This is a genomic window from Pseudomonas plecoglossicida NBRC 103162 = DSM 15088 (assembly GCF_000730665.1).
Lineage (GTDB): Bacteria > Pseudomonadota > Gammaproteobacteria > Pseudomonadales > Pseudomonadaceae > Aquipseudomonas > Aquipseudomonas plecoglossicida.
In genome coordinates, this window is sequence record NZ_BBIV01000017.1 from 24147 (window position 1) to 48530 (window position 24384).

22 protein-coding genes are annotated in these 24384 nt (G+C 62.8%); 14 read left to right on the forward strand and 8 right to left on the reverse strand.

All coding sequences use genetic code 11. From position 1 onward, the window contains the following. Nucleotides 1-132 precede the first annotated feature (132 nt). Together PPL01S_RS11970 and PPL01S_RS11975 are read right to left on the reverse strand one after the other, a co-directional pair. Entirely contained in the window at nt 133-762 is a 630-nt protein-coding gene (locus tag PPL01S_RS11970) for a response regulator (protein ID WP_016393195.1), read from the reverse strand. A gap of 10 nt (nt 763-772) precedes the next feature. After that, complete coding sequence (locus PPL01S_RS11975) at nt 773-3160, reverse strand: PAS domain-containing sensor histidine kinase (protein WP_016393196.1); 2388 nt, start codon at nt 3158-3160, stop codon at nt 773-775. 95 nt (nt 3161-3255) lie between these two features. Between PPL01S_RS11975 and PPL01S_RS11980 the strand changes: the two genes are divergently transcribed. After that, on the forward strand, nt 3256-4254 hold the full coding sequence (locus tag PPL01S_RS11980) for an alpha/beta hydrolase family protein (protein ID WP_016393197.1): 999 nt from the start codon (nt 3256-3258) through the stop codon (nt 4252-4254). Between the two features lie 88 nt (nt 4255-4342). Here the strand turns inward: PPL01S_RS11980 and PPL01S_RS11985 are convergent, their stop codons facing one another. The 3 genes from PPL01S_RS11985 to PPL01S_RS11995 are packed head-to-tail and all read right to left on the reverse strand — an operon-like array spanning nt 4343 to nt 6796. Continuing rightward, nucleotides 4343-5107: a TerB family tellurite resistance protein gene (locus tag PPL01S_RS11985; protein ID WP_016393198.1), complete on the reverse strand. Its 765-nt coding sequence runs from the start codon at nt 5105-5107 to the stop codon at nt 4343-4345. A gap of 1 nt (nt 5108) precedes the next feature. Next, nucleotides 5109-5780 (reverse strand): N-acetylmuramate alpha-1-phosphate uridylyltransferase MurU, encoded by a 672-nt coding sequence (murU, locus tag PPL01S_RS11990; protein ID WP_016393199.1) that lies wholly within the window; start codon nt 5778-5780, stop codon nt 5109-5111. After that, nucleotides 5777-6796 (reverse strand): aminoglycoside phosphotransferase family protein, encoded by a 1020-nt coding sequence (locus tag PPL01S_RS11995; RefSeq protein WP_016393200.1) that lies wholly within the window; start codon nt 6794-6796, stop codon nt 5777-5779. Before PPL01S_RS11995 ends, murU begins: the two co-directional genes overlap by 4 nt. Before the next feature lie 130 nt (nt 6797-6926). On the opposite strand from PPL01S_RS11995, the gene PPL01S_RS12000 reads away from it, so the two are divergent. The 11 genes from PPL01S_RS12000 to PPL01S_RS12050 all read left to right on the forward strand — a co-directional run bounded on the left by PPL01S_RS12000 (nt 6927) and on the right by PPL01S_RS12050 (nt 20976). Beyond that, a complete protein-coding gene (locus PPL01S_RS12000) occupies nt 6927-9737 on the forward strand; it encodes an LPS-assembly protein LptD (protein WP_016393201.1) in 2811 nt (936 codons plus the stop codon). Further along, nucleotides 9718-11037, forward strand: coding sequence for a peptidylprolyl isomerase SurA (gene surA, locus PPL01S_RS12005; protein WP_016393202.1), 1320 nt, complete (start codon nt 9718-9720; stop codon nt 11035-11037). Before PPL01S_RS12000 ends, surA begins: the two co-directional genes overlap by 20 nt. Then, nucleotides 11034-12023, forward strand: coding sequence for a 4-hydroxythreonine-4-phosphate dehydrogenase PdxA (gene pdxA / locus PPL01S_RS12010; RefSeq protein WP_028625699.1), 990 nt, complete (start codon nt 11034-11036; stop codon nt 12021-12023). The genes surA and pdxA overlap by 4 nt, the downstream gene beginning before the upstream one ends. Continuing rightward, nucleotides 12020-12820, forward strand: coding sequence for a 16S rRNA (adenine(1518)-N(6)/adenine(1519)-N(6))-dimethyltransferase RsmA (rsmA, locus tag PPL01S_RS12015; protein ID WP_016393204.1), 801 nt, complete (start codon nt 12020-12022; stop codon nt 12818-12820). The genes pdxA and rsmA overlap by 4 nt, the downstream gene beginning before the upstream one ends. Nucleotides 12821-13025: 205 nt before the next feature. Continuing rightward, nucleotides 13026-13406 carry a Co2+/Mg2+ efflux facilitator ApaG/CorD gene (gene apaG, locus PPL01S_RS12020; protein ID WP_016393205.1) on the forward strand — a complete coding sequence of 127 codons (381 nt, stop codon included), beginning with the start codon at nt 13026-13028 and terminating at the stop codon, nt 13404-13406. Further along, nucleotides 13406-14272 (forward strand): symmetrical bis(5'-nucleosyl)-tetraphosphatase, encoded by an 867-nt coding sequence (locus PPL01S_RS12025; RefSeq protein ID WP_016393206.1) that lies wholly within the window; start codon nt 13406-13408, stop codon nt 14270-14272. The genes apaG and PPL01S_RS12025 overlap by 1 nt, the downstream gene beginning before the upstream one ends. 14 nt (nt 14273-14286) lie before the next feature. Then, nucleotides 14287-14616: a thiosulfate sulfurtransferase GlpE gene (gene glpE / locus PPL01S_RS12030; protein ID WP_016393207.1), complete on the forward strand. Its 330-nt coding sequence runs from the start codon at nt 14287-14289 to the stop codon at nt 14614-14616. 283 nt (nt 14617-14899) lie between these two features. Continuing rightward, nucleotides 14900-16822, forward strand: a complete 1923-nt coding sequence (locus PPL01S_RS12035; protein ID WP_028625700.1) for a PrkA family serine protein kinase — start codon at nt 14900-14902, stop codon at nt 16820-16822. 141 nt (nt 16823-16963) lie between these two features. Next, nucleotides 16964-18235, forward strand: coding sequence for a YeaH/YhbH family protein (locus PPL01S_RS12040; protein WP_016393209.1), 1272 nt, complete (start codon nt 16964-16966; stop codon nt 18233-18235). Then, nucleotides 18232-19800, forward strand: a complete 1569-nt coding sequence (locus PPL01S_RS12045) for a SpoVR family protein (protein ID WP_016393210.1) — start codon at nt 18232-18234, stop codon at nt 19798-19800. The genes PPL01S_RS12040 and PPL01S_RS12045 overlap by 4 nt, the downstream gene beginning before the upstream one ends. A 60-nt stretch (nt 19801-19860) precedes the next feature. Beyond that, nucleotides 19861-20976: a tRNA nucleotidyltransferase/poly(A) polymerase-related protein gene (locus PPL01S_RS12050; RefSeq protein ID WP_016393211.1), complete on the forward strand. Its 1116-nt coding sequence runs from the start codon at nt 19861-19863 to the stop codon at nt 20974-20976. Nucleotides 20977-21154: 178 nt separating this feature from the next. Here PPL01S_RS12050 and folK read toward each other — a convergent pair whose 3' ends face one another. Beyond that, nucleotides 21155-21664, reverse strand: a complete 510-nt coding sequence (gene folK / locus PPL01S_RS12055; protein WP_016393212.1) for a 2-amino-4-hydroxy-6-hydroxymethyldihydropteridine diphosphokinase — start codon at nt 21662-21664, stop codon at nt 21155-21157. Beyond that, nucleotides 21655-22011 carry a dihydroneopterin aldolase gene (gene folB / locus PPL01S_RS12060; RefSeq protein WP_016393213.1) on the reverse strand — a complete coding sequence of 119 codons (357 nt, stop codon included), beginning with the start codon at nt 22009-22011 and terminating at the stop codon, nt 21655-21657. Before folB ends, folK begins: the two co-directional genes overlap by 10 nt. A gap of 74 nt (nt 22012-22085) precedes the next feature. Between folB and plsY the strand changes: the two genes are divergently transcribed. Next, a complete protein-coding gene (gene plsY / locus PPL01S_RS12065; protein WP_016393214.1) occupies nt 22086-22655 on the forward strand; it encodes a glycerol-3-phosphate 1-O-acyltransferase PlsY in 570 nt (189 codons plus the stop codon). A gap of 16 nt (nt 22656-22671) precedes the next feature. Here the strand turns inward: plsY and tsaD are convergent, their stop codons facing one another. Further along, the gene (gene tsaD / locus PPL01S_RS12070) at nt 22672-23697 is read right to left on the reverse strand and encodes a tRNA (adenosine(37)-N6)-threonylcarbamoyltransferase complex transferase subunit TsaD (protein WP_016393215.1); all 1026 of its coding nucleotides are present in this window, start codon (nt 23695-23697) and stop codon (nt 22672-22674) included. Nucleotides 23698-23901: 204 nt separating this feature from the next. On the opposite strand from tsaD, the gene rpsU reads away from it, so the two are divergent. Further along, nucleotides 23902-24117, forward strand: a complete 216-nt coding sequence (gene rpsU / locus PPL01S_RS12075) for a 30S ribosomal protein S21 (protein ID WP_003255575.1) — start codon at nt 23902-23904, stop codon at nt 24115-24117. The last annotated feature ends 267 nt before the right edge of the window (nt 24118-24384 follow it).

A 24384-nucleotide genomic window follows, 5' to 3' on the forward strand; every position in this document is an offset into this window, starting at 1 on the left:
TTGGATGACTGCGTGGCAAAAGACTAGTGCAGGCGCAAGCGCCCTGAAATCGGGGCTGCTGAGAGAATGCCATCATCCGGATGGAAGATTGCGTGTAGGTATTGCCCTACACGCATGTCGCAAACAGAACAGTCACACCAGCTTGTGTTCCATGGCGTACTTCACCAACTCCGCCAGGGAGTTGACCTTGAGCTTCTGCATCAGACGCGCCTTGTGGGTGCTGATGGTCTTGCTCGACAGCGCCAGTTGCTGGGCGATGTCGTTGACGTTGGCGCCCTGGGCCAAGCGCTCGAACACCGAGAACTCCCGCTCCGAGAGCAAGGTATGCAAGGGCCGGGTCTCGGTCAGCCCCACCTCGAACACCATCCGGTCGGCCAGCGCCGGGTCGATGTAGCGCCCGCCTCCGGCCACCCGGCGGATCGCCGTCAGCAGCAAGGCCGGGTCGCTGTCCTTGGTGGCGTAGCCCGCGGCGCCGGCCTTGAGCGCCCGGGCTGCCATCTGCGCCTCGTCGTGCATGGACAACATCAGGATCGCCGGCGGACTGGCCATCGCGCGAATCCTCGGTATGGCCTCGAGGCCGCTTACACCGGGCATGGAAATATCCAGCAGGACAACCTCGCACGGTGTATGGCGCAGGGTTTCCAGCAACTGCTCGCCATTGGCGGCTTCCCCTGCCACCTGCATATCCTTGGCAAGGCCGATCAACTGCTTGATGCCTTCACGGACAATGGTGTGGTCTTCGGCCACCAGCACTCGAATCACGCTCGCTCTCCTATTCCAACGCAATGGTCACGCTCAGGCTGGTGCCCTCGCCCGGTTCGCTGTGCAGCGCCATGCTGCCGCCCAGCATCAATACCCGTTCGCGCACCCCCACCAGGCCGAACGAGGTCGGCCTCGGCTGGTCGCGGCAAAACCCGCGGCCGTCATCGCTGACGGTCATGCGCAGAAGCCCACCTTCGCGTACCAGCTCGATCTCCACGCTGTGCGCCTGGGCATGGCGCATGACATTGGTCAACGCTTCCTGCAGGATGCGGAACAGCCCGGTGGCCTTGGCATCGCTCAATGCTGGCAGGTTTTCCGGCACCTGTACCAGGCAGGGAATCTGCGTGCGGGACTCGAAACGCCGTGCCTGCCATTCGATGGCCGAAGCGATGCCGGCGTCCAGGATCGGCGGGCGCAGTGCCGTGGCGACATCGCGCACCATCTGGAACAACTGGGCGATCAGGCGCTTCATGCTGGCCAGGCGCTCGTTCAGCGCCGGGTCCAGTTCGGCGAAGGCCAGTTCGCACATCGACACCTCGAGTTTCAGCACCGTGAGCATCTGCCCCAGTTCATCATGCACTTCCCGGGCGATGCGGGCTTTTTCTTCCTCGCGCACGCTTTCCAGGTGCGCCGACAGCTCGCGCAGCTGCTCCTGTGACCTGCCCAGCGCCCGCTCGGCCCGCTTGCCCTGGGTAATGTCCCAGACCACCCCGTCCCACACCACTCGCCCATTGGCCAGCTGCCGGGCACTGGCCTTGATGTCGGCCCAGCGCTGTTCCCCGTCGCGAGTGAGGATACGCCCCTGCCAGGACCAGTCCTGGCCACTGGCGATGGCCAGGTCTTGCACCTGATGGTAGTGGGCCCGGTCTTCAGGGTGCACCAGGTTGCGCAAGCCCATGCGCGGATGCTGTATCTGCGCGGGCGTGTAGCCGACCAGCGCTTCGCTGCCTTCGCTGATGTAGGGAAACTCCGGCTCACCCTCGGCGGGGGCAGGCTCCAGACGAAACACCAGGCCCGGCACATTGCCGGCAATCCCTTTCAGCCGCGCATCGCTTTCGCGCAGCGCGGCCAGCGCACGGTGCCGTTCGGTCACATCGGCAAGGTAGACCACCAGGTATTCGGCATCGCGAAAACGCAGGAAACTCAGCGACAACTCCACGGGCAGCAGGCTGCCATCAGCCCTCAGGCACTGCGTCTCGAACTGCCGGACACCGCCCTCCCCGGCGCGCGCGGCTTTCCACAGTGGTAGCCAGTGGTCCATGCTCAGGTTCGGCTCGAAGTCGATCAACGGGCGCTCGAGCAACTCGGCCTCGGCGTAGCCGAGCATGCGCTCCACGGCATGGTTGGCATAGCGCACATGGCTGTCCCAATTGACCCAGAGAATACCCACCGTGCTCTGATCGATAGCAAACTGGCTCAGGCGCAGCGCCTCTTCGCGCACCTGGCGCTCGTTCAGGTTCTCCCTGGCGGCCAGCAGGCTGCGCTCGAGCTGACGCTGCTGCCGGCGCTGCCACACCAACGTGGCCAGGGCACACAGCAGCAGCATGCCGAACAGCAAGGCCAGGTTCTGCCAGAAGCCGGTCGAATCGCCAAGGCGCGGATACCTGGGCTGCAACCAGCGTTGATGAAGTTGTTCCAGCTGCTTGGCCGGCATGGCCTGCAGGCCATGCTCGAGCACATCGGCCAGGATCGGCCAGTCCCGTCGCGATCCGATCCGCAGCAACTGCGGCAGGCCGATGTCGCCCACCACCACCAGCTCGCCGAACTCGCTCTCGCGGGACAGCCGGCTGAGCTGGGCCTCGTCGAGCACGGCAAGGCTGGCCTGGCCGCCGGCCACCAGTTGCAAGGCTTCGCGCTCGCTGGGCACACCCTGCAGATTGAGGTTGGGGTAATTGCCGCGCAGGTAATCGGCCAACACGCTGGGCATGCGTACCGCAACACGGTCGTCGGCTTCGAGTTTTTCCAGTTCCACGGCCAGCGCCCCGGTGCGTGGCCCTACCACCAGTTGCGGCACGCGCATGTAGGGATCGCTGAACAACCACAGGCGCAGGCTGCTCGGGGTCTGGGTCAGGCCTGGGGCGAAATCGATTTCGCCAGCCTGCAGGGCGTGCTCGAGGCTGGCCTGGTCGGCGAAGTGGCGCCAGGTCAGGTCCAGCTTGAGCGCCTCGGCCAACCCGTTCACCAGCTCGACATTGGCACCGTAAAGCTGCTGCAGGCGACGGTCGAACTGGGCATAGGGTGCCTGCAACACCAGGCCGACGCGCAGACTGCGGTGGTTTTCCAGCCATTGCTGCTGAACGGGCTCGAGGGCAACCGCAGGCGCCACCTCCGGCCTTGCCAAGGCGATCAAGGGCAGCCACAGGCAGCCGATAACCCACAGGCGACGCAATCGCTTCATTCACACGCTCGTCTTGGCAAGGACGGCCATGCAGCATGGCCGTCACGGGCAAATACTATTAGGCTGCCGGTACTACTCTGGCCTTGGGTTGATTCATGTTCACACTTTATCGCACGACGCTGGCAATGTGCTGCCTGGCCTCGCTCATGCCGCTCGGCGCCTTGGCCGCCGAGGCCGAAAAACCACCGACGGCGGCGCAAGCCGCTGCCGCACCCGCGCCGCGACCGCCTCTGCTGGAGCGTAGTCAGGAAGATGCACAGGCCCTGGAACGCCTGGTGCCAAAGGCTGAGCAACAGACCCTTGAGGCCGGCAGCGAAAGCTTCCTGGCCCTGTGGAAGCCGGCCAACGACAGCGACCCGCAAGGCACGGTGATCATCGTTCCGGGCGCCGGTGAAAATGCCGACTGGCCGAACGCAGTCGGCCCGTTGCGACGCAAGTTTCCTGATATCGGCTGGCACAGCTTGAGCGTGAGCCTGCCCGACCTGGTTGCCGACAGCCCGCAAGCACGCGTCGAAACCGCGCCTGCAGCCGAAACGCAGAAAAGTGAAGGTGAAAGCGCTCCGGCCAAGGACACCCCCGCCGACGCCAACGCCAATATCGCCCAGGCCACGGCCGCCGACAGCGACACGGCGCAAAGCACCGATGCCGAGCAGGCCAGCGAGCAGAAGGATCCCGCCGACGCCGAGCGCATCTTCGCCCGCCTCGACGCCGCTGTCGCCTATGCCCAGCAGCACAACTCACGCAGCATCGTACTGATCGGCCATGGCAGCGGTGCCTACTGGGCCGCGCGCTACCTGAGCGAAAAACAGCCACCGCAGGTTCAGAAACTGGTGATGATCGCCGCGCAGACGCCAGCGCGGGTGGAGGATGACCTGGAGAGCCTGGCGCCGACACTCAAGGTGCCGGCGGCCGACCTCTACTTCGCAACCCACAGCCGCGATCGCAAGGCTGCCGAACAGCGCCTGCAAGCCAGCAAGCGGCAGAAGGACAGCCAGTACAAGCAACTTTCCCTGATTGCCATGCCGGGCAACCAGGGGGCCGAGCAAGAGCAACTGTTCCGCCGCGTGCGCGGGTGGATGATGCCGCAGGAATAGTTCGCGCTGCCTGTACCGGCCCTGTCGCCGGCAAGCCGGCTCCCACAGCCCCCCGCACTGTGGGAGCCGGCTTGCCGGCGATGGGGCCTTAGAACCCCCTGCGCTTGCGAATCAATGCATAGGCCTGATGCAGCTCGCGGGTCCGTTCGGTCGCCTCGCGCAACTGCGCCTCACTGGCCCCGCTGCCGGCCAGCTTGTCCGGGTGATGCCGGCTGACCAGGCGTCGATAGGCCTGCTTCACCCGGTCGCCCTCGGTATCGGCCTCGACGCCCAGCAGGCGCAGCGCCGCTGCATAGGTCATGACACCGGCACTCACGGGCGCCTTGCGAGGCTCGTACTCCAGCGACATGGCCTGCACCTGGCGCCGGCTGAGCCCCAGTTTCTGGCCCCAGTCCAGCAGCAACTCGCGCTCGCGCTGGCCGGCCTTGCCATCTGCCCAGGCCATGCGCCAACAAGCGCGCAAGGTGCCCTCGGCCGCGTGGGGCTGCAGGCGAATGTGCCGCAGGTGCGCGCCCAGCCGGTCCTTGCCCGCCTTGCCCCGGTTGAACGCCGCAATCGCACGCAGCCGCTGGGCCTCGGCCATGTCCAGGCGCAGCATTTCCTGGCGGGCCTGGTGAATATGTTGCTCGGCCACACGGCCATCGCTCTTGGCCAGGCGGCCGAGCAGCACGAACAACAACTCCTCGTCACGCAGGGCCGGGCGACCGCCCAGCCGTTCGCGCATGTCTTCCCAGCCGCGCACGCGCAGGCGACGGTCCATGGCCTGGCCGAGCAGCGCTCCGAGCAACGCACCGGGAATGCTGGCGACGGCAAAACCCGCGCCCAACCCGATCACCGTGCCTGGCCACCACATCTCAGACGTGCTCGCCGATCAGGCGCTCGGCCTCGGCCAGTCGCTCCAGGGTGCCGACATCGACCCAGTTGCCGCGGTAATGCTCGCCACTGACCTGACCTGCCGACATCGCCTGACGCAGCAGCGGCGCCAGCTTGAAGGCGCCTGGCCTGCAGCCTTCGAACAAGGCCGGATGCAGCACGGACAGGCCGCTGAAGGTGAGCGTGCCGGGTGCATCGTCGCCGTCTACCACCTGATCACCCTGCAGGCGGAAGTCGCCACGCCCGTGATGGCCTGGATTGTCGACCAGCACCAGGTGTGCCAGCCCTTGCAGTGGCGCGCGCAGGCGAGTGAAGTCGTAGTCGGTCCATACATCGCCATTGACCAGCAGGAACGGGCCTTCGCCCAGCAGCGGCAACGCCTTGAAGATCCCGCCGCCGGTCTCCAGCGGTTCGCCCTCGGGCGAGTAGCGAATGCTCAGGCCGAAACGGCAGCCATCGCCCAGGTGGTCCTCGATCTGCTGGCCAAGCCAGGCGTGGTTGATCACCACCTCGGTAATACCGGCGGCCGCCAGGGCACGCAGGTGGTACTCGATCAGTGGCTTGCCGGCGACCGGCACCAGGGGTTTGGGGGTGCGCAGGGTGAGCGGGCGCATGCGCTCGCCCTTGCCTGCCGCCAGGATCATCGCTTTCATGCAGGGACTCCAGCCTTGAGCTCGGCGATCAGCTGGCCCAGTTCCGCAAGCTCCGGACGACGGCCGATCACTTCATCTATATAGGCGAAGAAACGCGGCACGTCGGCCAGGTAGCGCGGTTTTCCGTCGCGGTGGCAGATACGGGCGAAGATACCGATCACCTTCAGGTGGCGCTGCACGCCCATCAGATCGCTGGCGCGATGGAAATCTTCGAACACCGGCTGCACCGCAATCCCGGCGGCCTGCGCCTTGTGCCAGTAATCGCGCAGCCAGCTTTCGACCCGGGCCTGCGGCCAGCTGAGGAAGGCGTCCTTGAACAGGCAGGTGATGTCGTAGGTGACAGGGCCGTAGACCGCGTCCTGGAAATCCAGTACGCCGGGGTTGGGCGTGCTCTGCATCAGGTTGCGTGGCATGTAGTCGCGGTGCACCAGCACCTTGGGCTGGGCCAGGGCGCTGTCGATCAGCGTCTGGCTGGCGCGCTGCCAGGCAGCCTTCTGTTCGTCGGTAAATGCCTTGCCCAGTTCGCGGCCCACGTACCATTCGGGGAACAGTTCGACTTCACGGCGCAACAGCGCGTCATCATAGCTGGGCAGCGGCGCCTCCATCGGCAGGCGCTGGAACGCCAGCAGCGCATCGATGGCGTCGGCGAACAGTGCGTCGGCGTTTTGCGCGTCGATGATGTCGAGGTACGTCTGATGGCCCAGGTCACCCAGCAGCAGGAAGCCGCGCTCAAGGTCCTGCGCATGGATCTGCGGCACATGCACGCCCGCGCCAGCCAGCAAGTGGTCGATGGCGACAAACGGGCGGCAGTTTTCCTGGGGGGGCGGTGCATCCATGATCACGAAGCTGTGGCCCGCGCCCTGCCAACGGAAGTAACGGCGGAAGCTGGCGTCGCTGCTGGCGGCGGTCAGGCTGCCTTCAGGCACCTCGCCCCAGGCGTTGCGGCGGAAAAGATCATTGAGCTGCTCATCGAGCCAGACGGTCAGTTGTTGCAGGCGTGCATCGTGTTCAGGCATTACAAGGGTCTCCGACGGCCCTAGCCGTCAAGCGGGTCATGCTTTATTATCCAGCATCTTTTTCAGACCATCGAGAGGCGTGCGGCCCCACACGCGGGCAGATGGCACGCAGGAAGCCCGGACTAATAAGATGGCATTGAAATCCCCCGCGTTTCGTAGAAAGTTTCCGTTGCTGGTGACCGGCAGTCTGCTGGCCCTGCAACCTCTGGCCACCTCCTATGCGGTGGCGGCCGAGCAGTTCGACTGCCAAGTGTCCGCCTCCGGTGGCTGGGACTGCAAGCCCAAGACCCCAGTCAACAACCTGCCTCCGCGTCCGGTTCACGACGGTGCTGCGCTCACCTCCGGCACCGAAGCGCCGTCGGCCGAAGCCGAAAGCGCTGAAAAGCCGATGCTGGTGACTGAAAGCAAGGGACGTGGTCTCAAGTCGCGCAGCGAAGACTACAGCCACCTGGACTGGGTCCCGCGTGACCAGCTCACCGCCGCCCAGCTGGCCGAAACCGGCCCGTACTGCGGTGGCTCGTATGTCGAGCCTACCCGCCCAGGCATGGCCGACACCACGCCGAAGGACGAATCGCCGACCTACATCAATGCCAAGGTATCCAAGTACCAGCAGGAGCAGCAGATCGCCACCCTCGCCGGTGACGTGGTCATGCGCCAGGGCAGCATGCAGGCCGAGGCCGACGAGGCCAACCTGTACCAGGCCGAGAACCGCGGCGAGCTCAAGGGCAATGTCAAGATCCGCGACAAAGGCTCGCTGGTCGTGGGTGACCAGGCCCAGATCCAGCTCGACACCGGCGAAGCCCAGGTCGACAACGCCGAATACGTGATGCACAAGTCGCATATTCGCGGCAACGCCCTGTACGCCAAGCGTGGCGAAAACGCCATCATCCGTCTCAAGGACGGTACGTACACCACCTGCGAACCGGGCAGCAACGCCTGGCAGCTGAAGGGCAACAACATCACCTTGAACCCGGCCACCGGCTTCGGTACCGCGACCAACGTCACCCTGCGGGTCAAGGATTTCCCGGTGTTCTACACACCGTACATCTACTTCCCGATCGACGACCGTCGCCAGTCCGGCTTCCTGCCGCCGTCGTTCAGCAGCACCAGCGATTCCGGCTTCACGTTGGTCACGCCGTACTACTTCAACCTGGCGCCGAACTACGACGCCACGTTGTATCCACGCTACATGGCCAAGCGCGGCCTGCTGATGGAAGGCGAGTTCCGCTACCTGACCAAATCGAGCGAAGGTCAGTTCGGTGGTGCCTACCTGAGCGACAAGAACGACGATCGCAAAGAGCAGACTGATTTCGAAGATCAGCGCTACATGGTCAACTGGCAGCACAAGGGTGGCCTGGACAATCGCCTGATGGCCGAGGTCGATTACACCGACATCAGCGATCCGTTCTACTTCCAGGACCTGGATACCGGCCAGATTGGCGTCGAGAGCCGTGATGCACTGAACCAGCGAGGGGCTCTGACCTATCGCGGCGACGACTACCAGGCTCGTCTGAACCTGCAGGCCTACGAGATGGCCACCATCTCGCAGATCACGCCGTACAACAAGCTTCCACAGATCACCCTCAACGGCCTGTTGCCGTACCACCCGAGTGGTTTGAACTTCAGCTACAAGACCGAAGCCGTGCGCTTCGATCGTGACCTGAAGGACGGTACGGTGTTCGACGAAGATGGCAACCTGGACACCACTGCCGGTTCCGACGGACGCCGGCTGGACCAGAACATCTTCGGCCTGGCGCGGGCCAACGGCAACCGCCTGAACCTTGCCCCGGCCATCAGCCTGCCAATGGAGGCCAGCTACGGCTACGTCAAGCCGAAGCTGACCTACATGTACACCAACTACGACCTGGACCTGGACAGCAAGGGCAAAGCCGACCTGGCAAACGCCAGTCAAACTACCCGCGACCTGCGTGGCGACTTCTCCAGCAGCCAGACCCGTGATGTCCCGATCTTCAGCGTCGACAGCGGCCTGTACTTCGACCGCAACACCTCGCTGTTCGGCACCAACTACCGTCAGACCCTCGAACCGCGTCTGTTCTACCTCTACGTCCCGTACAAGGACCAGGTGGACATCCCCCTGTTCGACACGGGTGAATCGGTATTCAGCTACGACTCGCTGTTCCGCGAAAACCGCTTCAGCGGCACTGACCGCATCGGTGACGAGAACAAGCTGTCGCTCGGTGTGACCACGCGCTGGATCGAGGAAAACGGTTTCGAGCGTCAGTTCCTGAGCCTCGGCCAGGCCTACTACTTCAAGGATCGCAAGGTCCAGCTGCCAGGCATCGACTACCGCACCCGCGAAGACTCGCAGTCGGATGTCTCGCCCTACGCCCTGCTGTACGGCTATCGCTTCAACCGCGACTGGCGCTTCAACAGCAACTACAACTGGGACCCGGACACCCGCAGCCCACGTTCGGGCTCGGCGATGTTCCATTACCAGCCGGAAGACGAGCCCAACAAGATCCTCAACCTGGGCTACCGCTACCGCAACGACACCATTGCCTACGACTCCACTACCGGTAACTGGACAGTGGGCGGCGGCGACTATGGCACCCCAGGCAGCCCGAACTACGTCAAGGACTACTACAAGATCCAGCAGCACGACTTCTCGGTCATCTGGCCGATCGTGCCGCAATGGAGCGTGATCGCGCGCTGGCAGCACGACTACAACCGCAACCGCACCCTGGAAGCCATGGGCGGTTTCGAGTACGACAACTGCTGCTGGAAACTGCGTCTGATCAACCGCTACTGGATCGATTATGACGACTTCAGCCAAGCCGCTCCGCAGAACGAACAAGGCGACCATGGCATCTTCCTGCAGATCGTGCTGAAAGGCCTCGGTGGCGTGGTAGGCAACAAGGTCGAATCTTTCCTCGACGAAGGCATTCAAGGTTACCGTACACGTGAAGACCAAGCTTATTGATCGACTGCGCCCCGCATTGCTGGGCGCGGTAATGCTGAGTGGCGCGGTGCATGCCGCGCCGCAACCCCTGGACCGCGTCGTGGCCATCGTCGATAACGATGTGGTCATGCAAAGCCAACTGGACCAGCGTGTCCACGAAGTGCAGCAAACCATCGCCAAGCGCGGCAACGGCGTACCGCCGACCGGCGCGCTGGAACAGCAGGTGCTGGAACGCCTGATCGTCGAGAACCTGCAGCTGCAGATCGGCGAACGTTCGGGTATCCGTATCACCGACGAAGAACTGAACCAGGCCATCGGTACCATTGCCCAGCGCAATGGCATGTCGCTGGATCAGTTCCGCGCCGCGCTGGCCCACGACGGCCTGTCGTTCGACGACGCCCGCGAGCAGGTCAAGCGCGAGATGATCATCAGCCGCGTGCGCCAGCGCCGTGTGGCCGAGCGCATCCAGGTGTCCGAGCAGGAAGTGAAGAACTTCCTCGCCTCGGACATGGGCAAGATGCAGATGTCGGAAGAGTACCGCCTGGCCAACATCCTTATTCCTACCCCGGAAGCCGCCAACTCGGACGACATCCAGAAGGCTGCTCGCAAGGTCGGCGACGTCTACCAGCAACTGCGCCAGGGCGCCGACTTCGGCCAGATGGCGATTGCCAACTCGCGCAGCGAAAACGCCCTGGAAGGCGGCGAGATGGGCTGGCGTAAAGCCGCCCAGCTGCCACCGGAATTTGCCAAGCTGCTCAGCAGCATGAGCACCGGCGACATCACCCAGCCCCTGCGCATCCCAAGCGGTTTCATCATCATCAAGCTCGAGGAGAAGCGCGGCGGCAGCGAGAACGTGCTGCGTGACGAGGTGCATGTGCGCCACATCCTGATCAAGCCGAGCGAAATCCGCAGCGAAGATGCGACCAAGCAGCTGGCCGAGCGCCTGTATGACCGGATCCAGAACGGTGAAGACTTCGCCGAGCTGGCGAAGAGCTTCTCGGAAGACCCAGGTTCGGCGCTCAACGGCGGCGACCTCAACTGGGTCGACCCGAACAGCCTGGTACCCGAGTTCCGCGAGCAGATGGCCAACGCCCAGCAAGGCGTGGTGACCAAACCGTTCAAGACCCAGTACGGCTGGCATGTTCTGGAAGTGCTGGGCCGTCGCGCCACCGACAGCACCGAACAGGCCCGCGAGCAGCAAGCCATGAGCGTGTTGCGTAACCGCAAGTACGACGAAGAGCTGCAGACCTGGCTGCGCCAGATCCGCGACGAAGCCTACGTTGAAATCAAGCTGCCTGGCGCCGACCAGGCCGCACAGTGAAGCCCCTTCGCTTCGCCGTCACCCCCGGCGAACCAGCCGGCATAGGTCCCGACCTGTGCCTGCTGCTCGCCGCCGACGCCCAGCCACACCCCCTGATCGCCATCACCAGCCGTGACCTGCTCGCCGAGCGGGCCGCGCAGCTGGGGCTGGCCGTCAACCTTTTGCCAGTGTTGCCGGGCCAGTGGCCAGACCAGCCCGCACCGGCCGGCAGCCTGTATGTGTGGGACACCCCGCTGGCGGCGCCAGTACAGGCAGGCCAGCTGAACCAGGCCAATGCCGCCTTCGTCCTGCAAACCCTGACCCGTGCCGGCCAAGGCTGCATGAACGGTGATTTCGCCGGCATGATCACCGCCCCTGTGCACAAAGGCGTGATCAACGAAAGCGGCATCGCCTTTTCCGGCCATACCGAATTCCTCGCTGACCTCACCCACACGACACAGGTCGTGATGATGCTGGCAACCCATGGCCTGCGCGTGGCCCTCGTGACCACGCACCTGCCGCTGCGGGACATTGCCGACGCCATCACCCCTGAGCGACTGGAACGGGTGACGCGCATCCTGCATGCCGACGTGCGCGAAAAGTTCGGCATCGCCAACCCACGCATCCTGGTCTGCGGGCTCAACCCGCATGCCGGCGAAGGCGGCCATCTTGGCCGCGAAGAAATCGACATCATCGAGCCGACGCTGGCCCGCTTGCGCAGCGAAGGCATGGACCTGCGCGGCCCGTTGCCGGCCGATACCCTGTTTACCCCCAAATATCTGGAGCACTGCGACGCAGTGTTGGCGATGTACCATGACCAAGGCCTGCCCGTACTCAAGTACAAAGGCTTCGGTGCCGCAGTCAATGTGACCCTGGGCCTGCCGATCATCCGCACTTCGGTCGATCACGGCACGGCGCTGGACCTTGCCGGCACCGGCAAGGTCGACACCGGCAGCCTGCGCGTCGCCCTTGAAACCGCCTACCAGATGGCCGAGAACCGACCATGAACGAGCAATACCAACACCGGGCGCGCAAGCGCTTCGGCCAGAACTTCCTGCATGACGCGGGCATCATCGACCGCATCCTGCGGGCGATCAACGCCAAGACCGGCGAACACTTGCTGGAAATCGGCCCTGGCCAGGGCGCCCTGACCGAAGGGCTGCTGGGCAGCGGCGCGCAGCTGGACGTTGTGGAGCTGGACAAGGACCTGGTGCCGATCCTGCAGCACAAGTTCGCAGGCCGCGACAACTTCCGCCTGCACCAGGGCGACGCCCTGAAATTCGACTTCAATCAGCTGGGCGTACCGGCGCGCAGCCTGAAAGTGGTAGGCAACCTGCCATACAACATTTCCACGCCGCTGATTTTCCATCTGCTCAGCCATGCCGGGCTGATTCGCGACATGCACTTCATGCTGCAGAAAGAAGTCGTCGAACGCATGGCAGCAGGCCCGGGCGGCGGCGACTGGGGCCGCCTGTCGATCATGGTGCAGTACCACTGCCGGGTCGAGCACCTGTTCAATGTCGGCCCGGGCGCGTTCAACCCGCCGCCGAAAGTGGACTCGGCCATCGTGCGCCTGGTGCCCCATGAAGTGCTGCCGTATCCGGCCAAGGACCATCTGCTGCTGGAGCGCGTGGTTCGCGAAGCCTTCAACCAGCGTCGCAAGACCCTGCGCAATACCCTGAAGGGCCTGCTCGACAGCCAGGCCATCGAGGCCGCCGGCGTCGACGGCAGCCTGAGGCCTGAACAACTGGACCTGGCCGCCTTCGTGCGCCTGGCCGACCAGCTGGCTGACCAGCAAGGCTGATTCAAGCTGCACCGGCCCCAATCGCCGGCAAGCCGGCTCCTACAGGTAGGGCACAGGACTTGAATGCTGTGCTGTACCTGTGGGAGCCGGCTTGCCGGCGACATCACGGGCACTGCAGCTCCCTTCCCCCACACTGGCCCTCCCCCCCGCCAATAGCCTAGACTGCATAGATCGCCGTATTCGCGTGTTTGCTCAAGGCCCTTGCATGTCCGACCCCCGCTATCAGATCGACGTCAGCGTCGTGACCCGCTACCTCAAAGAACAATCCGACCCCGAAAGCAGTCGTTTCGCCTTCGCCTACACCATCACCGTGCAGAACAACGGCTCGGTCACCGCCAAGTTGATGTCCCGTCACTGGCTGATCACCAATGGTGACGGCGAAGTCGAAGAAGTGCGCGGCGCCGGTGTGGTTGGCCAGCAGCCGACCCTGGAACCTGGTCAGAGCCATACCTACAGCAGTGGTGCGGTCATCAGCACCCGTGTGGGCACCATGCAGGGCAGCTACCAGATGTTCGCCGAAGACGGCAAACGCTTCGACGCCGAGATCGTCCCCTTCCGCCTGGCGGTGCCGGGAGCCCTGCACTGATGGCCACCTACGCCGTCGGTGACCTGCAGGGCTGCCTGCAGCCGCTCAAATGCCTGCTCGAACGGGTCGCCTTCAATCCGCAGGTCGACCGTTTGTGGCTGGTGGGCGATCTGGTCAACCGCGGCCCCGAGTCACTGGAAACCCTGCGTTACCTTTACTCGATACGCCAGTCGCTGGTCTGCGTGCTTGGCAACCACGACCTGCACTTGCTGGCCACCTGGCACAACGTCGAACGCCTGAAGAAAAGCGACACCCTGCGCGAAATCATCGACGCACCGGATGCCGATGTGCTGTTCGACTGGCTACGCCAACAGAAGCTGCTGCATTACGACGAGGCACGCGGCATAGCCCTGGTGCATGCCGGCATCCCACCCCAGTGGACCCTGGGCAAGGCACTGGAATTGGCGGCCGAAGTGGAAGAAGCGCTTCGTGATGACGGGCGCCTGAAGCTCTACCTGGACGGCATGTACGGCAACGAACCGAACAAGTGGAGCAAGAATCTTGGCGGCATCGAACGCCTGCGGGTCATTACCAACTACCTGACTCGCATGCGCTTCTGTACCGCCGAAGGCAAGCTTGACCTCAAGAGCAAGGAAGGCGTGGGCACTGCACCCAAGGGCTACAAGCCATGGTTCGCCCACAAGGGCCGCCGCGCCCGCCATGTGAAGATCATCTTCGGCCATTGGGCCGCACTCGAAGGGCGTGTCGACGAGCCCGACGTGATAGCCCTGGACACCGGCTGCGTGTGGGGCGGCGCCATGACCCTGTACAACGTCGACAGCGGTGAGTACCACCGCTGCGAATGCGCCGACGACGGCACCCTGCGCCAGCCGGCAGAACCCACTAAACTCAACGATCACCCCTGAAGGAAGCCGTACCCATGAGCGAATTCAAACGCATCCCTCCCGAGCAGGCCCTGGCCCTGCGCGCGCAAGGTGCGGTCGTCGTCGACATTCGCGACCCGCAAGCCTTTGCTGCCGGCCACATCACCGGCGCCACGCATCTGGACAACCACTCGGTCGCCGAATTCATCCGCAATGCCGACCTGGATGCCCCGACCCTGGTGGTCTGCTACCACGGCAACTCCAGCCAGAGCGCAGCCGCCTACCTGGTCGGCCAGGGCTTCTCGGACGTCTACAGCGTCGATGGCGGCTTCGAACTGTGGCGCAGCACCTACCCGGCAGAAACAGCCCAAGGCAGCACCGAGTAATTTTTTCATTCTTACTGCAGCCCGCGCCCCACGCGGGCTTGCGCCTGACCTGACGAACGGTCCATGGCAACTTCTCCGCCGCTTCCCCTTGACCTTGCGGATAACCAACTATTCTTAAGCGCAGGCCATCCAAAAAAAGGGGAGAGCCGGTACACCGGCGTGCGGGTCATCGGTAGCGTTACAGGGTGTTCTGGGGGGTATACAGCAATCGGCGCGTCCGGTTGCATGCCAGCATCAGCTGACTGATCCGGCGTCGTCTCCACGTATCGAGCGAGGTGACGTCATGAGTATTTTTAGCCACTTCCAACAACGCTTCGAGTCTACGCGCCAGGAAGAACTTTCGCTGCAGGAGTACCTCGAGCTGTGCAAAGAGGATCGCAGTGCCTACGCATCGGCGGCTGAACGGCTGTTGCTGGCCATCGGCGAGCCGGAACTGATCGACACCTCAAGCAACTCCAGACTGTCGCGAATCTTCTCCAACAAGGTTATTCGCCGGTATCCGGCCTTTGCCGACTTCCACGGCATGGAAGAGTGCATCGACCAGATCGTCTCCTACTTCCGCCACGCCGCCCAAGGCCTGGAAGAGAAAAAACAGATCCTCTACCTGCTGGGCCCGGTAGGCGGCGGCAAATCGTCGCTGGCCGAGAAACTCAAGCAGCTGATGGAAAAGGTACCCTTCTACGCGATCAAGGACTCGCCAGTCTTCGAGTCTCCGCTGGGCCTGTTCAATGCCACCGAAGATGGCGCCATTCTCGAAGAAGAGTACGGCATCTCGCGGCGTTACCTGAACACCATCATGTCGCCTTGGGCCACCAAGCGCCTGCAGGAATTTGGCGGCGACATCAGCAAGTTCAAAGTGGTCAAACTCTACCCATCGATCCTCAACCAGATCGCCATCGCCAAGACCGAACCGGGCGATGAGAACAACCAGGACATCTCGGCCCTGGTCGGCAAGGTCGATATCCGCAAACTCGAGGAATTCCCGCAAAACGACGCAGACGCCTACAGCTACTCGGGCGCACTGTGCCGGGCCAACCAAGGCCTCATGGAATTCGTCGAAATGTTCAAGGCGCCGATCAAGGTCCTGCACCCTCTGCTGACCGCGACCCAGGAAGGCAACTACAACAGTACCGAAGGCCTCGGCGCGATCCCCTATTCCGGGATCCTGCTGGCCCACTCCAACGAATCGGAATGGCACACCTTCCGCAACAACAAGAACAACGAGGCCTTCATCGACCGGATCTACATCGTCAAGGTGCCGTACTGCCTGCGCGTCAGCGACGAGATCAAGATCTACGACAAGCTGCTGATCAACAGTTCGCTGGCCAAGGCGCACTGTGCACCCGACACGCTCAAGATGCTTGCCCAGTTCACCGTGCTCTCGCGCCTCAAGGAGCCGGAAAACTCCAACATCTATTCGAAGATGCGCGTCTATGATGGCGAAAACCTCAAGGATACCGACCCGAAGGCCAAGTCGATCCAGGAGTATCGCGACTCAGCCGGTGTAGACGAAGGCATGACCGGCCTGTCCACTCGCTTCGCCTTCAAGATCCTGTCCAAGGTGTTCAACTTCGACCCGCACGAGGTAGCCGCCAACCCGGTCCACCTGCTGTACGTACTGGAACAGCAGATCGAGCAGGAGCAGTTCCCGGCCGAAGTGCGCGAGCGCTACCTGCGCTACCTGAAAGAGTACCTTGCCCCGCGCTACATCGAGTTCATCGGCAAGGAAATCCAGACCGCCTACCTCGAGTCCTACAGCGAGTACGGCCAGAACATCTTCGATCGCTATGTGCTGTATGCCGACTTCTGGATCCAGGATCAGGAATACCGCGACCCGGAAACCGGCGAAATTCTCAACCGCATTGCCCTCAACGAAGAGCTGGAGAAGATCGAGAAACCGGCCGGCATCAGCAATCCGAAGGATTTCCGCAACGAGATCGTCAACTTCGTACTGCGTGCCCGCGCCAACAACAATGGCAAGAACCCGAGCTGGCTGAGCTACGAGAAGCTGCGCGTGGTGATCGAGAAGAAAATGTTCTCCAACACCGAAGACCTGCTCCCGGTCATCAGCTTCAACGCCAAGGCCAGCAAGGAAGACCAACAGAAACACAACGACTTCGTCACGCGGATGGTGGAGCGTGGCTACACCGACAAACAGGTGCGCCTGCTGTCGGAATGGTACCTGCGGGTCAGGAAATCGCAATAAAGCGGCAAGTGACAAGCCGCAAGCTGCAAGCTGTCCAGCGCCGAGCGCAAGCCCGGCGCAACAGTTTGCGGCAGCGGTGGCTGCTCTTTCTTGCGGCTTGAAGCTTGAGGCTTGTAGCTGCATTCAGTCACCGGAGGGACCATGAGCTACGTTATCGACCGACGCCTGAACGGCAAGAACAAGAGCACGGTCAACCGCCAGCGTTTCCTGCGGCGTTACCGTGAGCACATCAAGAAAGCCGTCGAAGAGGCCGTGAGCCGCCGTTCCATCATGGACATGGAACATGGCGAGCAGATCAGCATTCCGGGACGGGACATCGATGAACCGGTGCTGCACCATGGCCGCGGCGGCAAGCAGACCATCGTGCACCCCGGCAACAAGGAATTCACCGCCGGCGAGCATATCGCCAGGCCACAGGGCGGTGGCGGCGGCGGTGGCCGCGGCAAGGCCGGCAATTCCGGTGAGGGCATGGACGACTTCGTCTTCCAGATCACCCAGGAAGAGTTCCTCGAATTCATGTTCGAAGACCTCGAACTGCCCAATCTGGTCAAGCGTCACCTGACCGGCGCCGACACCTTCAAGACCGTACGCGCCGGGATCGCCAACGAGGGCAACCCGTCACGCATCAACATCGTCCGCACCCTGCGCTCGGCCCATGCCCGGCGTATCGCCCTGACCGGCAGCAGCCGTGCGCTGCTGCGTGAGGCGCAGAAGGAACTGGCCCGGCTCAAGGTGGAAGAGCCAGACAACTTCACCGACATCCAAGAGGTCGAGCAGGAGATCGAACGGCTCAAGGCGCGTATCAATCGCCTGCCATTCCTCGACACCTTCGACCTCAAGTACAACCTGCTGGTCAAGCAACCGAACCCCAGCTCCAAGGCGGTGATGTTCTGCCTGATGGACGTGTCCGGCTCGATGACCCAGGCCACCAAGGATATCGCCAAGCGCTTCTTCATCCTTTTGTACCTGTTCCTCAAGCGCAACTACGACCGCATCGAGGTGGTATTCATCCGCCACCACACCAGCGCCCGCGAAGTCGACGAGGAAGAGTTCTTCTACTCCCGCGAAACCGGCGGCACCATCGTCTCCAGTGCTCTGAAGATGATGCAGGAGATCATGGCCGAACGTTACCCGGCCGCCGACTGGAACATCTACGCCGCCCAGGCTTCCGACGGCGACAACTGGAACGATGACTCGCCGATCTGCCGCGAGATTCTCTCCAAGCAGATCATGCCGCACGTGCAGTACTACACTTACGTCGAGATCACCCCCCGTGAGCACCAGGCGCTGTGGTACGAGTACGAGCGAATCGGCGAAGCCTTCCCCGACACGTTCGCCCAGCAGCAGTTGGTTTCGGCCGGCGATATCTACCCGGTCTTCCGTGAACTCTTCCAGCGCAGGTTAGCCACATGACCGCCAGAGAACAGAGACGCCAACCCATTTCCACCGGGTCCGAGTGGACGTTCGAGCTTATCCAGACCTACGACCGGGAAATCAGCCGCCTGGCCGAACGTTATGCCCTGGACACCTACCCCAACCAGATCGAAGTGATCACCGCCGAACAGATGATGGATGCCTATGCATCGGTCGGCATGCCGTTGGGCTATCACCACTGGTCCTATGGCAAGCAGTTCCTCAGTACCGAGAAGTCCTACAGTCGCGGCCAAATGGGCCTGGCCTATGAGATCGTGATCAACTCCGATCCCTGCATCGCCTACCTGATGGAAGAAAACACCATGTGCATGCAGGCACTGGTGATTGCCCATGCCTGCTATGGCCACAACAGTTTCTTCAAGGGCAACTACCTGTTCCGCACCTGGACCGACGCCAGCTCGATCATCGACTACCTGGTGTTCGCCAAGCAGTACATCGCACAGTGCGAGGAGCGCCACGGCATCGATGCCGTCGAAGACCTGATCGACTCTTGCCATGCCCTGATGAACTACGGCGTAGACCGCTACAAGCGCCCCTACCCGATTTCAGCCGAAGAAGAACGGCGTCGGCAGAAAGAACGTGAAGAACACCTGCAAAAGCAGATCAACGACCTGTGGCGCACCATTCCGAAAAGTGCGGAAAAAGGTGGCGAGCGTGATGATGCACGCTTCCCCGCCGAACCCCAGGAAAACATCCTCTACTTCATCGAAAAACACGCGCCCTTGCTGGAGCCCTGGCAGCGTGAAGTGGTGCGGATCGTGCGCAAGATCGCGCAGTACTTCTACCCACAGCGCCAAACTCAGGTGATGAACGAAGGTTGGGCCACTTTCTGGCATTACACCTTGATGAACGATCTGTACGATGAGGGCCTGGTGACTGACGGCTTCATCATGGAATTCCTCCAGTCGCACACCAGCGTCGTGTTCCAGCCCGGCTTCGACAGCCCCTACTACAACGGTATCAACCCCTACGCGCTGGGCTTTGCGATGTATACCGACATCCGCCGCATGTGCGAAAACCCGACCGAAGAGGACCGCCGCTGGTTCCCGGAAATCGCCGGCAGCGACTGGCTGTCGACCATCAAGTTCGCCATGAGCAGCTTCAAGGATGAAAGCTTCATCCTGCAGTACCTGTCACCCAAGGTGATCCGCGACCTCAAGCTGTTCAGCATTCTCGACGACGACCAGCGCGACGACCTGCTGGTACCGGCCATCCATGATGAGGCCGGCTACCGCATCATCCGCGAGCAGCTGGCCTCCCAGTACAACCTGGGCAACCGCGAACCCAACGTGCAGATCTGGAGCATCGACCGCCGGGGTGATCGCTCGCTGACCTTGCGTCACCAGCAGCACAATCGCAAACCGCTCGGCGACTCCACCGAGGAAGTACTCAAGCACCTGCATCGGCTGTGGGGCTTCGACATACACCTGGAGACCGTACAGGGCGACCAGGTGGTCAAAACCCATCACATGCCACCTCGTGGCGAGCACAGCGAAAGCGGCGATTATGGCCGCATGGACCTGGCCGTCATCCATCACCTCTAGCCACCGGGCACCGCCATTGCTGCCAACAGGGTATCCTGTCGGCAGTAATGGAGGCTGCACATGCACATCTACAAAGTTGGCGGCGCGGTGCGCGACCGCCTGCTCGGGCGCCCTGTCAGTGATATCGACTGGCTGGTGGTCGGCGCTACCGTCGAAGAAATGCACGCCAAGGGCTACCGCCCGGTGGGCGCTGACTTTCCGGTTTTCCTGCATCCCAGGACAGGCGAGGAATACGCCTTGGCGCGTACCGAGCGCAAGAGTGGGCGAGGCTATGGTGGCTTCACCTTCCATGCCAGCCCGGACGTCACGCTCGAGGAAGACCTGGCTCGGCGCGACCTGACCATCAATGCAATGGCCGAAGACGACCAGGGTCAGGTCTTCGACCCCTATCACGGCCAGGCCGATCTCGAACAGCGCCTGCTTCGCCATGTTTCACCGGCGTTCGCCGAAGATCCATTGCGGGTATTGCGTGTGGCGCGCTTTGCCGCCCGCTATGCACCGCTCGGTTTCAGGGTCGCCGAAGAAACCCTGGCATTGATGCGGCAGATCAGTGCTTCCGGCGAGTTGCAGGCGTTGACCGCCGAACGCAGCTGGAAAGAGATCGAGCGCGCCTTGATGGAGGACCAGCCGCAGGTGTTCATCCAGGTACTGCGCGAATGTGCAGCCTTGCCTGAGCTGATGCCTGAAATCGACGGCGACGAGCAATCGCTAAGCGCCCTGGTCCAGGCCGCAGGGCATCATCAGCCATTGCATGTGCGCTGGGCCTGCCTGCTGCGAAGCCTGCTACCGGCAGCGATCAAAGCGCTCAACCAGCGTTTCAAGGCGCCGCGGGAATGCCAGGAGCTGGCCATGCTCGCCAGCGAGTTCGCCGGACAAGGCCATGGGGCTTTTGAACTGGAGCCAGAGGCTTTGCTGGAGCTGTTGCAGAAGTTCGACGTGTATCGTCGACCACAACGCTTCGAGGATTTCATTGCCACCTGTGAAATGGATGCGCGGGGGCATGGCGCGCAAAGTTACCCACAGGGCGACTACCTGCGTGGTGCAGCAACGGCAGCCAGGGAAGTGGATGTGAAGCCCTTGGTGGCGGCCGGGTTGACCGGGCAGCAATTGGGAGAGGCGCTCAAGCAGGAACGCCTCAGAGCGTTGCAAGCCTACAAAGACACCGCAAGGCCCTGAAGGGTGCACGACTGGCCCTGAAGCTTGCACGATCCCTGTGGGAGCCGGCTTGCCGGCGATGAGGCCGGATCCGACACAACACGGCCGCGTTGAGCAGCCTGTTCGGGCCCTATCGCCGGTAAGCCGGCTCCCACAGGTACGTCACGGTTTTCAATGCTTGAGGTGTGCCCCGCTCCGCTCAAGCAGGGGTCAGCTGCAACCCGCGCCATTCGAACGCAACAGGCGCCAGCACCTGCTCGATGCGCGCTTCCTGCCACAACTGCGCCATGCTCTTCCCTGCCCCCGGGTGCACCAATTCGGGGGCCAGCAGCGACAAAGGCCACAGCACGAAGGCATTTTTCAGAATCTCGGCCCTGGGTAGCACCAATCCATCATGGTTACCGTGCAGATCGTCATACATCAGCACATCGATATCCAGCGGCAGACCCTTGCGGTCCGGGGCATAGCGGCCGTTGTCAGCCTCGATGAACTTCAGCCGTCGATCCAGCTCCATCAGCGGCAGGTCGGTCTTGCCCGTGACCACGAAGTTGATGAACGGCCCACTCTTGATTCCTACCGCCTGACTCTCGAAGACAGGTGAACAGCGCATGTCGGTCAGGATGGCGGCCAGTGCATCGAGCCCCGCGCACAGATGCGCATGGCGGTCGATATTGCTGCCAAGGCCCAGGTAAACCGTGCTCAGAGGCATCCGCGCTCGATCTCCACGCCAACACCACCACGGGCTGCAGGGACGGCGCCCGGCTTGGTCAGCTTCAGCCGCACCCAGGGGATGTGGAACTCTTCCATCAACGTAGCGACAAGGCGCTCGGCAAAGGTTTCGACCAATTCGAAGCGCGCCTGCTCGGCAAAGGCCTGGATACGCGACGAGACACTGGCGTAGTCCAACGCCAGGTTCAGATCATCACCCGCCGCAGCCGGGCGGTTGTCCCAGGCAAAACTCAGGTCCAGGCGCAGGCACTGGCGAATATCCCGCTCCCAGTCATAGGCACCGATGACGGTCTCGACTTCCAGTCCTTCGATGAACACTCTGTCCAAGCACTTTTCTCCACAGCACGACAAGGGCGACTGGCGCCGTTAGAATCGGGGCGTCCTCGCCCGGAATAGTTAGCATGTTTTGGTTACTGGCGCTGCTCGCTTACCTGCTTGGCTCGCTGTCCTTCGCCATCGTCCTCAGCCGCCTCTCGGGCAGCCCGGACCCGCGTTCCAGTGGTTCGGGCAACGCCGGCGCCACCAACATGCTACGCCTGGCAGGCCGTAAACTCGCGATCCTGACCTTGCTCGGCGACCTGTGCAAGGGCTTGTTGCCGGTGCTGCTCGCACGCCTGGCCGGGCTCGACCTGCAGGAACAGGCCTGGGTCGGTATCTGCGCGGTATTCGGCCATCTGTTCCCAGTGTACTTCCACTTCCAGGGCGGCAAGGGCGTTGCCACTGCGGCTGGCATGCTCATGGGCCTGTACTTCCCCGCCGCGTTGCTGGCCATTGGCGCCTGGCTGCTGACCTTCTACCTCACCCGTACCAGCTCGTTGGCGGCGTTGATCGCCACGCCACTGACCCTGCCCCTGTTGGCCTGGCGCGAGCCCGAGGCCCTGCTGCCGATCAGCGTGCTCACGGTGATGATCGTCTGGCGCCACCGCAACAACCTGCGCGACTTGTTCGCCGGGCGCGAACGCCACTTCTGACGTTCGTGCAGTCCGTTCACAACGGCGGCAACTGCTCCATCGGCCAGCGTGCCTGCACGCTGATCGCCAGGTCTTGCTGCTGCCCCGCCAACAGGCGCTGGCAGCCGGCATAAGCGATCATCGCGCCGTTGTCGGTGCAGAACTGGGGGCGAGCGTAGTACACGTTGCCCTTGATGCCGGCGAGCATGTCCTCCAGGGAAGCACGCAGGGCCTTGTTGGCGCTCACGCCACCGGCAATGACCAGGCGCTTGAGGCCAGTCTGCTTCAATGCACGCTTGCACTTGATGGTCAGAGTCTCCACCACCGCCTGCTGGAATGCCAGGGACACGTCGCAACGGGTTTGTTCATTGTCGTCGCCAGCATCACGGCAGCGCTGCCAGGTGTTGAGGGCGAACGTCTTGAGGCCACTGAAGCTGAACTCCAGGCCCGGACGATCGGTCATCGGCCGCGGGAAGACGAAGCGGCCCGGTACGCCCTGTTCGGCGAGGCGTGCGATTTCCGGGCCACCGGGGTAGTTCAGGCCAATCAGCTTGGCAGTCTTGTCGAACGCCTCGCCCGCGGCGTCGTCCAGGCTCTCGCCCAGCAGCTGGTACTGGCCGATGCCATCGACCCTCACCAGTTGGGTATGCCCGCCGGACACCAACAAAGCGACGAACGGAAACTCTGGAGGATTTTCCTCCAGCATCGGCGCCAACAGATGGCCTTCCATGTGGTGCACGCCGATGGCCGGGATATCCCAGGCGAACGCCAGGGCCTGGGCGCACGAGGCACCCACCAGCAATGCCCCGACCAGGCCAGGACCCGCGGTATAGGCGATGGCGTCGATCTCGGTGGCCACGCAGCCGGCCTCGTCCAATACCTGACGGATCAGTGGCAGCATGCGCTTGACGTGGTCGCGCGACGCAAGCTCGGGCACGACCCCGCCAAACACACGGTGCAGGTCGATCTGGCTGAACAGCGCGTCGGCCAACAAACCGCGCTCGCTGTCGTATAATGCGACGCCGGTTTCGTCGCAGGATGTTTCCAATCCCAGTACTAGCATGGGCTCGTCCCTTGTGGGGGCTGAATTCGAAGCCGCGCATGATAGTCCCCGTGCCGGGTGCCGACCAGCGGTTTTCGATCAGAGGCTTTGCATTCCGGCGTACTAAGGGTTAACATCCGCAACCCTTGAAAACCGACGTTCTCCAGCACACCTTTGTTTTGCCAGGAGCACGTCTACCCCGGTAATGAATTAAGGTAGCCCTGGATGCCAGCCGTCAAAGTTAAAGAGAACGAACCCTTCGACGTAGCTCTGCGTCGTTTCAAGCGCTCCTGCGAAAAAGCCGGTGTACTGGCTGAAGTTCGTAGCCGCGAGTTTTACGAGAAGCCGACCGCAGAGCGTAAGCGCAAAGCAGCTGCCGCTGTTAAGCGTCACGCCAAGAAAGTTCAGCGCGAACAGCGCCGCGCCGTTCGTCTGTACTAATACAGACGTTCAACGCAAAGCTTCTGCCCTGCCCGGCTCACCGCCGGGCCGATGGCAGCGGTTTGTTTCATCCTTGAGCAGCTAGCCCAAGGCGTCCGCAGCAACTCGCAGCGGGCAACCGCATCAACGCGTCAGAACTGGTCTTCGACCAGCCGTGCACGTCCTGACTGACGAGCCTTTGGTGAACCTGCCCTGGTGAACCTCCCGGCTACCGACGAGCACACACTCCCTCGCGCTTCCCCTAGCAGCACTCGCCCCAACCGGCGC